The sequence below is a fragment of the Streptomyces prunicolor NBRC 13075 genome, from assembly GCF_000367365.1.
Taxonomy (GTDB): Bacteria; Actinomycetota; Actinomycetes; order Streptomycetales; family Streptomycetaceae; genus Streptomyces; species Streptomyces prunicolor.
Window position 1 is genome coordinate 1 of record NZ_BARF01000169.1, and the last position, 11,262, is coordinate 11,262.

Sequence of the window (11,262 nt, forward strand, 5' to 3'; positions counted from 1 at the left end):
GAAGATCCAGCGGACCCCGGCCATAGGAGGTCGTCCCGCCGCGCACATCGTGCACGTCTGGGACTGTGAAGAGGCGCCCCGGGACGCTGAGGAGCTGGACGTATTCGCCGCGCTTGAGGTACTGCGCCGCCCCGGCGCTGTGCCATGTACCGAGTGCGGGGCGGATGTCGCTCTCGGACCGCTGGCGTAGCCGGGACGAACTGCATGTCCACTTGAGCGCACCCTCAACTCTGGCAGCTACGCGGGCGCCGAGCCCGGCGTCTTCCTGGGTTTTAGGCGGTGCGCCGGGGCTTCCTCGTCGGGTGCAGCAAGGAGCTTGCGGCCAATGGTGAGCCAGCCGACGCCGGTGAGCTTCGGGCAGATCGCGTCGGCCAGGGAGCCCACTACAGCCGCACACCCCCGCCCGTGGAATGGCCTCCCGAGCCCTCCGCGGTGGCTTTGTTCACGAGAATCGACAGCAGATGTTCACGAGACCGGGAGGCGGTGGGTGACCTTGTTGTTCGGACAGCATCTCGGCAGCGCCGTTCGCGGAGTAGGAAGGGCGAGACGGGAAGACTCGGTTATGGCACCGGGCGGCCTACTGGTTGTGTGCGCTGTTCCTGCAGGCGCCCCTCGTCGCCATCATGACTCTGAGCCCTCCACGGGAGCCGGCCATATGCCGTCGATGAGCCAGGATCGGGCAACCGGCTCCAGGTCGCGGGAGAACTGGTCGCCGCGGCCACCTGCCATCCACTGTGCCCACTGGCGCGTCGCGCCCGCAGCCCAGTCCGCCACCTGGACCGCTGGCCAGCTCGTGGGCACATTCCCGCAAGGTGTCATCGTCGGCGTTGGGGGCCAGTTCGGTGGAGGACGGCAGCAGGCGCTTCGGGTGCCGTGCTCCGTCAACCAGCTCCATGCTGCCGAAGTCAAGTTCGAACGGTGTGAGGCGTCGGTCGGTGGCGGCCGTTGCAATGGTGGCGGTGATTTCGACAGCAGTGTCGGGGGCGCGGTGCAGACGGTGGATGTCGGCCAGGACGACGGCTTCCAGAGCGACGATGCGCAGAACCCGGGTGTCGACTGCAGTGTGGTCGCCTGCGGCCAGGTTCGCGCTCAGGTCGGCGCACACGATGACGGTTCCATCGTGGTGGAGTTCGACCAGGATGCCCCGGGTTGGTGTACGCCGATTGGGGGTGAGGAGGTTGCTCGCGATCCATCGGCGCAGTCCGACTCGTACCTGCGTGAGGCGTGTGGCCACGGGCGCCGACCGGTCGGGGTTGCCGCTGATGCGAACCGCCGTCTCGTGTGTGAGCCGAAGGGCGGATTCGGCCTCCTCCTGGGTTGTGGCCGGTACCAGGTGGGGGACTGGTCGTGTGAGTTGGGTGGCAATGACCAGCCAGGCGTGGGCGTGATCGGATTCGCTCAAGACGACGTCGGTTGCGTCCGCGAGATGTTCCTTCAGGAGAGCGTGCGTGGCTGCCTGGCGGGCAAAGCGGTCCTGATAGGCCCGGGCGACCTGATGCTCGGTCATGTAGTACGTGTCGTCCCTGATCCGGTACGGGGCATTGAAGGTAGCCCTGTCCTTGTCCCGGCTCTCCCAGCCGTATTGGAAGTGCGGTGCCATCTCGCTGGGCGGGATGTCGACGACCAGGATGTCCGGTCCGTTGCCGCCGGGAGCAGTCAGCTCGAGGAAGTCGACTTCGGAGATGTAGGGCTGGATGACGTTGCGCATGGTGCTCAGCAGCTGCTTCTTGTCGACTGTCGACAGGTCGATGCCGACGAGTTCGATCCGGTCGCTGACGCCGTAGATGAGCAGGCCGCCCCGGGTGTTGGCCATGGCGGCGACGTCCTTGGCGAACTCGTTCCACACACCGGGTGTGCGCGCGAAGTTGGGCAGCGCCTGCTTCCAGTCGAGGTCGTCGCTCTCGGCGAGTTTGTCCGCCACGGCGGTGGCGACCATTTCGTATGTGAGCGGGCCGGGACGTTGCCCGAGGTGCTCGTGCAGACGAGTCCATGAACGTGTCATTGCGTCACCCTAGGGGCGCACGCCCCTTGGCCGACCAGATTTTGACGGTGCCTCGTCAGGGCCATCGCCACAGATCACGTGGACTTTCGCAGTGCGTTTGTTGAGTCGGGTACACCGTGACGGTGAAGGGTAGTTGGCGACACGGATACCGAACTCTCTCCACCACACGATCAGCGCCGAGGACGCCGTACGGCGCGGCCTGGCCACCGTCCTGGTACCCGACACCGAGCACGGCGAGCAGCATGCCCACGGGCTGCTCTCGCTCTGGTCTCAGGTCGGCGCCGCCGCAGTCCGCAGCGCCATGCAGACCCTCGCCGACGTCGATGCCGCACCCGACCACGCTGCGCTCCGGCAGATCGCCGTCGACGGAGTGGAGGAGCAACTGCGCCGGTTCAGCGAGGGCCAGACCGACCAGAGCTACCTACGCGTGGACGACTGAACAGATCTTCCCGGTCCGCCACCGGCCATCCCCGAACACCACCGGGCGGCACCCGCCCACACGGCAGGTCCCAGCCATCGGCTCCTCCGCGACGAAAGCGGGCAGCCGTACTTCAGCAGGCCCAAGGGGTTGTCGCCCTCACCCAAGCCCGTCTCCACGAGGCCATCGTCAATTCGAGCCACGGCCCGGCAAGACCGTCGTCAAGAGCCCGGCGCGCAGTCGACAACTGCGCCCCCCGAAAATGTCGCCCATCCGCCCAGAACCCAAGAGAGCGCGGGCCTCCGGGACTTGTGAAGCAAGAGCGCGCCCGGCGTCATCCCTTGAGGACCGGATACTCCTCGTAGTGCCGACAGGTCGCCTCGTAGACCCCGGCCACGTCCTTGTCCCGGATCGCCTGGGCAAGCGCCCGGTGCACGTCCAGCGAATAGGCCCCGATCTCGGGGGTGTACCGGTCGTGCAGCAGCCACTGGTCGGCCCGGTGCTTCTCCGTCAGCTCCGCCACCAGGCTCACCAGCAGCGGGGTCCGCGACGCCGACGCGATCGCCAGATGGAGGTCCAGCGTCGCGCGGAGGTAGCTCTCGAAGTCCTCCCGCTCCAGGTGCTCTTCCATCTCCGCTACCGCGGCATCGATTTTGAGCAGATCGGAGCGCGTAGCCTTCCGGATGGCCATGAGCGCGCTCGCGAGCTCCAGCGCCTCGCGAGCCTGGAGCGACTCGGCGATACCCGTGCCCGCCAGCAGCCCCTTGTCGTCCCGGTCCTCGGCAAGGGTCGGCTGCGCGACGTAGCTGCCGTCACCGAGCCGCGTTTCCACATGGCCGCTCAACTGCAGAACGGCGAGAGCCTCCCGTACGGCGTTCCTGCTCACGCCGTACTCGGTGGCCAGGTCACGTTCGGAAGGCAGCCTCGCGCCGACAGGCAGCTCACCAGACCGTATCCGCGTCAGCATCGCCTCGGCCACCATCTCAGGCTTGCGCTGACGGCCTGGGCGCTCTGCCATCGACTCCTCCACTTTGGTCATACCAGTAGGGCCAGGCTTGTAGACGGGTATGCCCACGTCAACAAGGGGCACCTTTGGTGGAGCCGCTGCGGCTAGAGCTGTGACCGGGTCGCCCATCGGCTGCATCTCGGCTGGTCGAGATATGCGACACCAGCCGACATCAACAGGCAGGCATTCCCCATGTCCTGATAGCCCGGGTTACCCATAGCGGCCATGGGAACTGCTCCTTACGGGAGTTGGGTCAGCGGTTGCGGGAGAACGCGATGCGCGGGTCGCCCGGTTGGGCCTCCGCAGCGGAGACGACGGGAGCGGGAAGGGTCGCCCTGTCCGGGAGGCCGGCGCGGGCCGGGCTGGCGGCGAGTGCGACGGCGCTGATGGGGAACTTGCCGGTGGTGATGCTCCGACTGTGCTTGTGGCGCGCGGCCGTCACGGGTGCAGGAGGTCGGCGTGCTGCTACGTCCTGGGCGAGGCGGGGTTGGATCGCGACCTGGAGATCGGATCGGTGCATCGACAGCGTGGCGTTGGCCACCTTGCCCAGGGCCTCGTCGTGGTCGGTGGTGACGGGCAGCGTGTAGATGTCCAGGGTTGGGTGGTGCCGCCAGCCGTGTTCTTCCAGGATGAGTGGGCCGCCGAGTTCGGAGGAGTGGTCCCTGGTGGCCGCGACGATGCCGAGTTGCGGATGTTCGGCGAACGCGACGTCGGGTTCTGTGCGCGGGTGCCGGTCATGGGCGGGAGCTGTACCGGAGGTCGGTGCGGGGTCGAAGGCGGCGTCCACGTCGACCTGGTAGCCGGTTTTTTGCAGCAGTGCGACGGCCCGGGTGGCGCGACCCTGTCCGTCACGCTGTTGGTCAGCCAGTGCGTACAGCGTCGGCTGGCCCGGGACGGGGTGGAAGTCGAGGCGCTTCAACATCCATGTGCTGGCGGCGAGTTGCTTGGGGTTCGCGGCGACGATGCCGTGGTCGGGGTGGTGGCCGACTGCGATGTCGGGACGGGGGTCGTGGTCGGGGGCGGGCATGGCTGATCCATCCGGTACGGGCTCGGGGAGTGGGGCGGTCGAGGGCCGGGACAGTTCTGCTGTTGAGGGGCACGGAGGACTCCGAGGCGGGACGCGGTCAGCGACCAGGGGCGGACGAGGGAGGGGCGGACGGTAACGTTGGGCGCGCGGTTGAAGCTGCTGGCAGGCGGGCTGCGACCGCGCGCTGGGCGGTCGGTGAAGGTGCGAGAGCAGCACGTACTCGCGGCGATGCAGCGTCCGCCCCTTGAGGCACGCCAAGTTGATCCAGGCGCGCGTCGACGGCGGCAAGCAGGCTCGGGACGCTGCCGCCGTTCCGGGCCTGGGGACCGTCGGGTTCCGAGTCGTAGAGCACCTCGTGGATGGCGGAGTTGTCGGGGTGCGTTCGGGTCACCAGCCAGCTTTCGGGATGCCCGGGTGGGTGCTCGGTCGGCGGTTCCTGGGGTGGCGAGATCAACAGTGCGCTGCCGTCGGGGAGTTGGGCGTGGACGATGTAGTCGCTGAGGCCGTACTCGATGGTGCACGTCAGGCCGCGCAGGCGAAGGGGAGCCGTGAGGTGTTCGTACCCGTGCTCTGGCTCCGGAGGGTCGGCGGCGACGTGCTGGGGATCGGCGTGCATGGGTGTCCTCCGTGGCCGGGTGGCCCAGTGGTTGACGGCCGGAGGCGCGGCTGCGCCAAGGTGGCGGAGTTCCACGAGGATCTCGCGATTGGCTGGTTCGGCCGCGCCGCGGTTCGCTGCTAAGGGCGTCAGCGGGTATGGCGTGGTACCGGTGGGTTCGGCAATACGGGCGCGGCTGGGGAAGGGGGCACGACCGCGTGATTGCCGGGGGAGGATCGGGCGAGGGCGACCTTGGCGCGGTCGGTCTGTGAGGGCTGTTCGGCATCCATCCGGTTGGCCAGGTAGTCGGCTGCCCGGACGAGCGCCGGGCCTTGGAAGGACAACTCGTCCGCGTAATGCCAGCCCTCGGAGTTGCGGATCTCCTTGGCCCGGCTCTCGTAGAGCTGGAGTGAGCCGGGTTGCGAGCCTTCCATGAGGGCCATGACCTGGTCCCACTCGTGTTGGATTTGGCCTGCTCGTTCGAGGGTGGTGTCGATTCCGCGCAGCCGCCGGAGGTCGTCGCTGATCGGTCCTTCGAGATAGTCGGCGCCGTTGGCGGCGGTGCGGACACCGGCCAGGACCTCGGGGGCGTGGGCGAGGAAGACCTCGACGTGTTTCCACGCTTCGGCATCACGTTTCACTTTGCCGTCCGCATAGTCCTCCTCGTAGGTGGGCCAGCCGTCGTGGTCGCAGAAGGAGTCCGAGACCGCGTCCCAGGCATCGGAGGCTTGCCTGATGCCGACAGCGGCGGTGGCCAGCGCCGGGATGTGTCGGCGCCATGCCAGGGGGTCGGTGCTCGCCGACGGCTGAGTTTCGTGGGAAGCGGGAGGGGTAGGCACGGTTGTCCTCGTTCCTGTGCCGGTGGTCACCGCGAACGCGGCTGTGAGCGGACGGTGTTGGGCGGGAGAAGCACTGGAGCCTCGCTCTGTCGGACGAGGGGAGTCCTGCGGGCGGACACGGCGGGGGAGGGACGCGCCGCTGCTGCCGTTCGATGCGAGTGGGAGTGGATCTCGTGGCCTACGTCCTCCGCTACGAGGTGCAGTTCCTCGCCGAGGTCGGTCAGGCGGTCGGCGAGGATGTCCAGCTCGACGGAACTGCTGCGTGCGTCGTGGGTGCGGCACCACTGGGAGGCGGTTTCGAGCATCTGGTGCAGCTGGGCCACCGCGCCGAAGTCCTCTGTGATCGCCTCGTGGAACAGCTCGGCGAACTCTCCGGGCCGTGCCGCGGCGAGACGCTCGTTCCAGTCGGCGGTCGGCGCGACAGTGCCCGGGCTGACGGGTGACGTCATGGGCCAACTCCCTTCGATGGAAGGCATGTTGGGTTAGGCGGACATGCGGGCGTCGGTGTCGAACAGCTCGCGTTCGGCCGGGTGCAGGATGTGCTGGGTGATGAAGCTCCGGCCCGCGACTTTCCAGAGGCCCCGGCCCTTGGTTAGGGCGGCTACCGCTTGGGTCTCGACGCCGGTCAGGCCCAACAGGGAGGCGGCAGCGGCGAGTTGGTCGGGTTCCTGGCGGTAGATGATGCGGGTGGAGCAGTCGGCCAGGAGGCCCTCGGCCAGTACCCGGCCGCGTGAGCCGGCGTCGCCTGCGCTGAGCAGGTCGCTGAGGCGGTGGATGACCATGAGGTTGGCGATGCCGAGGCCACGGGAGAGCTTCCACTGGGACTGCATGCGCTCCAGCAGGCCGACGTGCCTCATCACGCGCCACGCCTCGTCGTAGATCACCCAGCGTCGGCCGCCGTCCGGGTCGGCGAGCGCGGACTCCATCCACGCCGAAGCGCAGGTCATGGCCAAGACCAAGGCCGTGTCGTCGCCGGAGCCGCCGAGACGGGACAGGTCGATGGACAGCATCGGGGTGGTCGGGTCGAAGGCCACCGTCGAGGGAGCATCGAACATGCCGCTCAGGTCGCCGTGCACCAGACGGCGCAGGGCGTGCGCGAGGTCCTGTGCGGCGGGCCCCATGCGTCCGGCCTGGTCTCCGAGGGCGCGGTCGAGGCATTCGGGGGAGCCGAGGGTGTGCGCGATATCGCCGAGCAGCGGCACCGTGCCGCAGGCGTCGGCCTCGGCGACGACCAGGTCGAGCGCGAGGTCCAGGGCGGTGTGCTCCATCGGCATCAGATCGCGCTTCAGCACAGTGCGGGCCAGGCCGGCCAGGAGCAGGAGCCGGCGCTTGCGGACCTCAGTCGACCAGTCGCTCTCGCTCGCCGAGGCGGGCCGGGCCGGAGCATCCAGGGGGTTCAGGCGGCCGGGGAGGCCCGGGCCGAGCGCGATGCTGTAGCCGCCGAGGGCCTGGGCGACGGGTGTCCACTCTCCCTTGGGGTCGCAGGGGACGTAGACCCGGTATCCGTGGGCGATGGCCCGGGTGGCGATGGACTTGGCCAGCGCACTCTTGCCCATGCCGATGATCCCGGCCAGGACGGCGTTCGGGTTGGTGAAGCCCTCGATCCGGCCGCTGCTGTAGAGGGAGAACGGGTCGTAGCAGAAGGCGGCTTCGGCGTGTACGTCCCTGCCGATGAAGATGCCCTCCGCGCCCAGGCCACCCTCGGCGAGGAAGGGGTAGGCGCCGGAGACGGTGGCGGTGGTCATCCGGTGGGCGGGCAGGTTGAGCTTGCCGCCGCGGGCGGAGGAGGGGCCGGGGCGTCCGGACGGCGGGTAGATGGGGCTCAGTTGAGGGTTGAGGGGCTGTTCGGCGCGGTGCTTTGGCGGGGCGGTGGCGCGGCGGGCTTTGTGGCGGGCGGCGGCGAAACCGGCGCGGGCGGCTCGTTGTTCGGCGCGTGTCGTCTTGCGGGGGACGAACAGGGGGGAGGCGCTGGCGCGGGTGCGGGGCATGAAGGTTTCTCCAAGCAGGAAAGGGCGGGTCAGCGGCGGACGAGGCCGGTGAACGGCGTGTGCAGGTCGGCCGGGGTGGTGCGGCGGCGCACCAGGTGCGCAGTGCGCTGGTGGCGCTGGCAGATGGTCAACTCCGGTGTCCCTTCTGGAAGTTGGGCCTGGCACGCCTCGCGGCCAGGCACCTCGCCGGAGTCCGGTCGGGGTGCCGCGTGGTAGGCGGAGTGGACGTGGTCGGCGGCCTGCCAGACGCGCGTGCGGGCGGCGTGGAGGTGGTCTCCCTCTGCCGGGACGATCTGTCCGGTGCGGCAGGTATGGGCGTCGAGCAGACCGTGCAGCGAGACGAGGTGGGCGTGCAGGGCATCCAGCTCGGCGCGCGTGGTGACGAGGGGACCGCCGGGGATGTTGAGCGCGCGGTGGAAGTCGAGCGCGGCGGTGGCGAAGGGCACGAAGTCCTGCGTGGTTGGGCCGGCGGTGCGGGACATGGGGAAGCTCTTTCGGAGGGAGGGAAGGCGCTTTTAGGCGGGGAGGGCGAGCGGCATGGCGGCGGCGGTGAACGCTTCGGCCTGCTGCCAGGTGAGCGGCCGCAGGTCGAGCTGGGCGCCGACGGCCGCGGTCTCCACGACCGCGCAGGCGGACCGGAGTTCGTCCTCGTTGTCGGCCGAGACGGTGAGCAGGCCGGTCAGGGCGACGTCCGCGTGGCCCGCGATGAGCTGGCGCTCACGGGACTTGATGTCCTGGTACTCGATCGAGTCGGCCTCGGAGTCGACCTGGCCGCGCCGGGCGCGCTCGGCGGCATCCGCGATGACGCTGGCCTTCTTGCGCTGGACGTCGCGCAGGGCGGCGTCCAGTCCCTTCGGCTCGTACGACAGCGAGAGCGTGCGCCGGATTCCGGCTGTGAACAGGAGCTGGTGAAGGAAGCCTGCCGAGGTCTCGGTGCGGGGCCAGTTCTCCACCCAGTACGTGGCGTGGACGGCCGAGTCGGTCGCGATGTGGTCCGCCTTCTCGACGACCACAACGGGTCCGGCAGCGGCGGGCTCGGCCTCGGGACGCCCGGCTGTGGACCAACGGTCGAGTGCGGCAAGGGCCTTGGGGTCGTAGGCCGTTCGTACGACGGCTGCGATCTCGCGGGCGGTGAGCCAGCCGGTGGGGTTGAGCCCGGCCGTGCGTGCGGCCTGGTCGAAGGTCGAGGTCAGCTGCGCCAGGACGCTGAAGGACCCGGTCAGGCCGCCTCCGGCCTGGTTGATCAGACGCCGTGCGGCCTTCGCGTCCAGCGATACCGCGACGTAGGCCTCGTGCGGAGCCGCCGCCGGGCCCGCACTCTGGATCAGCTCGCTGTAGATCGCGCCCGCCACCGGGGCATCGGGCTTGCCGTGTTCCTCCCAGTAGCGGCGCAGGGCGTCGCCGGAGTCCGGGACGGTGCGCTCGATCACCTGGATCCGGGCGACCTGTCCGGTGCGGGCGAGCGCGGCCAGCGCGCGTCCCCAGCCGCTGACGTTGGCGTTCTGGGTGCCTGGGTCGAGGAGCGCGTAGGCGCGGGAGGAGACCTTGACGACGGCGGTCAGGGTGCCGGTGTGGGGGTTGTGGACGGCGCCGTAGCGGCGGTCGGGGGCGGTGACCACCCGCAGGCTGGCCGCGGTGCCGGGTAGGTGGAGGAGTCCTTCGCGGACCGGGCGGCGGGAGGGGCGGGTGAGCCAGATCAGCTGGCCTCGCATCCGGCGCAGGGCGTAGCGGGTGGCGATGGGAGCCCAGTCGGCCAGGGCGCGGCCTCGGTGGCGGACGAAGACGAACCCGGCGATGGCGGCCCAGAGGGGGGTGAGTTCGAGCGCGCCGGTCACGCCGCGGGTGATGATCACGGCGAGCAGGAGGAGACCCGTGAGTGTGACGGCGATCAGCTGTGGGGCGGTCAGGCCGAGCAGGATGCCGCGCCTGCTGCGGTGGGGGAACTTCACGGTGGCCGTGGTGACTTGGGGCTTGTCGGGCATGGTGGTTCCAGACGGTGGGTGCGGGCGGAGAGCGAGGCGCGCGCTGCTCTTCTGGTGGTGGAGGTCATGGCAGGAGTCCGTCTGTGGTGATCGGCGGTGCGGGGTGAGGGGGCGGGCTGCACCCGCAGCCCGCCCCCTGTCGGTGAGTTGGTCAGGACTCCGAGGGTGGCTGGGTGGGGTACACCCAGTGCGTCGGTGTCGGTGAACCGGTGGCCGACGGATCGGCGGAAGGCGGCGGTGCGGCAGGCAGCGCGCTCCCGGCGCGGGTCATGCTGCCGCCCGGAGCCGACGCGCCGGCGAACTGACCATCCGGGGCGCCTCCTTCGGCACTTCCTGTTCCGCTCTCGCCGGGCCGGGTGATGAGCGGTGGGATGCCGGGGCGTTGGATGAGGGCTCGGCCCTTGTCTCCGGAGGCGTTGGGGTCCTCGCCGTACCGGAACCGGGTCTGCGGCTTGGGTACTCCGCCGTCGATGCCCTCCTTGCTGAGGTTGCCGCCGGAGGGGCTGATCCCGGAGGCGACACCGTCGTCGCCCGCACCGGGGACCTGGCTGGGCCCCTGCGGAGCAGGGGCGCCGGTACGGGTCTGCATCGCCAGGGTGCCCGCGGTCTTCGCGGCTCCGGCGGCGACCGCCAAGCCTGCGACGCCCGTGCGGTGCACGTCGTCGTGGCCGCCGCCGTCGCTGGCCCAGTGGACGAACTTGTAGGTGGCGTACGGGCACAGCAGGACCAGCACCATCACGACAATGCCTGCCAACGCGTCGGACAGCGCGGCCATGCCGTCGTGGGCGTCCGACTTGCCCATCGCCGAGACGCCGATGAGGAAGACGACGGTCATCAGGAGTTTCGAGACGACCAGCGTGGCGGTGGCCTCGATCCAGCCGCGCCGCCATCGCTTGGCGACCTCCCAGCCGCCGCCGGATCCGGCGAACACGGCGAGCGCGACCAGGACCAGGACGCCGACCTTCCGGGCGACCATCACGCCCCAGTACATGAACGCGCCGATCGCACATCCGAGGGCGACCAGGGACGGAACGCCCCAACCGAGGCTGTACATCGACCCCAGTTCGCTGACCTTCACCACACGCCGGACCGCGTCGTCGACCGAGGTGTTGGCCGCCTGGAACAGGCCGTCGGACAGCGCGTCGACCACGGTGACGGCGACGGAGGTGAAGGCGACGGCGCAGAACGAGAAGAGGACGCCGGTCATCGTGCCGATCGCTGCTTGAGCGAGGGCGCGTTCGTCGCGTCGCCAGGCCGCGGACATCAACTGGATGCAGAACGTGCCGACGGTCAGCGCGAGCCCGATGGGCAGCAGCAGCTCGTAGTTGTCCCGGAACCATCCGGCGTTGAGATCGATGGCGGTGGTCTCGTCGACGGCCTTCGCGGCGAGATCCGCAGCGCTGGC

General features: G+C 69.7%; 11 protein-coding genes. 2 read left to right on the top strand and 9 right to left on the bottom strand.

Going from position 1 to position 11,262, the window contains the following annotated elements; translation table 11 throughout:
* On the top strand, positions 1-190 hold a 190-nt coding region (locus SPR02S_RS64595), incomplete at its 5' end, for a DUF6233 domain-containing protein (protein WP_245607802.1).
* Positions 191-577: 387 nt separating this feature from the next.
* Here SPR02S_RS64595 and SPR02S_RS58660 read toward each other — a convergent pair.
* A complete protein-coding gene (locus tag SPR02S_RS58660; RefSeq protein ID WP_019065421.1) occupies positions 578-1,936 on the bottom strand; it encodes an AlbA family DNA-binding domain-containing protein in 1,359 nt (452 codons plus the stop codon).
* A gap of 199 nt (positions 1,937-2,135) precedes the next feature.
* Between SPR02S_RS58660 and SPR02S_RS54275 the strand changes: the two genes are divergently transcribed.
* Positions 2,136-2,441, top strand: a complete 306-nt coding sequence (locus tag SPR02S_RS54275) for a hypothetical protein (RefSeq protein WP_019065422.1) — start codon at positions 2,136-2,138, stop codon at positions 2,439-2,441.
* A 313-nt stretch (positions 2,442-2,754) separates the two neighbouring features.
* Here SPR02S_RS54275 and SPR02S_RS54280 read toward each other — a convergent pair whose 3' ends face one another.
* From SPR02S_RS54280 to SPR02S_RS58665, 8 genes are all read right to left on the bottom strand, one after another.
* Positions 2,755-3,438 (bottom strand): FadR/GntR family transcriptional regulator, encoded by a 684-nt coding sequence (locus SPR02S_RS54280; RefSeq protein ID WP_026151751.1) that lies wholly within the window; start codon positions 3,436-3,438, stop codon positions 2,755-2,757.
* Between the two features lie 241 nt (positions 3,439-3,679).
* Positions 3,680-4,453, bottom strand: coding sequence for a hypothetical protein (locus SPR02S_RS54285; protein ID WP_019065424.1), 774 nt, complete (start codon positions 4,451-4,453; stop codon positions 3,680-3,682).
* 744 nt (positions 4,454-5,197) lie between these two features.
* Positions 5,198-5,887 carry a hypothetical protein gene (locus SPR02S_RS54295; protein WP_019065426.1) on the bottom strand — a complete coding sequence of 230 codons (690 nt, stop codon included), beginning with the start codon at positions 5,885-5,887 and terminating at the stop codon, positions 5,198-5,200.
* Between the two features lie 26 nt (positions 5,888-5,913).
* Positions 5,914-6,336: a hypothetical protein gene (locus SPR02S_RS54300; RefSeq protein ID WP_019065427.1), complete on the bottom strand. Its 423-nt coding sequence runs from the start codon at positions 6,334-6,336 to the stop codon at positions 5,914-5,916.
* A 33-nt stretch (positions 6,337-6,369) separates the two neighbouring features.
* Positions 6,370-7,875 (bottom strand): putative type IV secretion/conjugal transfer ATPase, encoded by a 1,506-nt coding sequence (locus SPR02S_RS54305; protein WP_019065428.1) that lies wholly within the window; start codon positions 7,873-7,875, stop codon positions 6,370-6,372.
* Positions 7,876-7,904: 29 nt separating this feature from the next.
* Positions 7,905-8,357, bottom strand: a complete 453-nt coding sequence (locus tag SPR02S_RS54310) for a DUF6238 family protein (protein ID WP_019065429.1) — start codon at positions 8,355-8,357, stop codon at positions 7,905-7,907.
* A gap of 33 nt (positions 8,358-8,390) precedes the next feature.
* Positions 8,391-9,857, bottom strand: a complete 1,467-nt coding sequence (locus SPR02S_RS54315; protein ID WP_019065430.1) for an SCO6880 family protein — start codon at positions 9,855-9,857, stop codon at positions 8,391-8,393.
* Between the two features lie 151 nt (positions 9,858-10,008).
* Positions 10,009-11,262 (bottom strand): SCO6881 family protein (locus SPR02S_RS58665; protein WP_019065431.1); only part of this gene is annotated, 1,254 nt, incomplete at its 5' end.

Coding starts and splice junctions, on each gene's coding strand:
- SPR02S_RS58660 (WP_019065421.1), bottom strand. CDS start 1,936: ATGGTCGCCACCGCCGTGGCGGACAAACTCGCCGAGAGCGACGACCTC.
- SPR02S_RS54280 (WP_026151751.1), bottom strand. CDS start 3,438: ATGGCAGAGCGCCCAGGCCGTCAGCGCAAGCCTGAGATGGTGGCCGAG.
- SPR02S_RS54285 (WP_019065424.1), bottom strand. CDS start 4,453: ATGCCCGCCCCCGACCACGACCCCCGTCCCGACATCGCAGTCGGCCAC.
- SPR02S_RS54300 (WP_019065427.1), bottom strand. CDS start 6,336: ATGACGTCACCCGTCAGCCCGGGCACTGTCGCGCCGACCGCCGACTGG.
- SPR02S_RS54305 (WP_019065428.1), bottom strand. CDS start 7,875: ATGCCCCGCACCCGCGCCAGCGCCTCCCCCCTGTTCGTCCCCCGCAAG.
- SPR02S_RS54310 (WP_019065429.1), bottom strand. CDS start 8,357: ATGTCCCGCACCGCCGGCCCAACCACGCAGGACTTCGTGCCCTTCGCC.
- SPR02S_RS54315 (WP_019065430.1), bottom strand. CDS start 9,857: ATGCCCGACAAGCCCCAAGTCACCACGGCCACCGTGAAGTTCCCCCAC.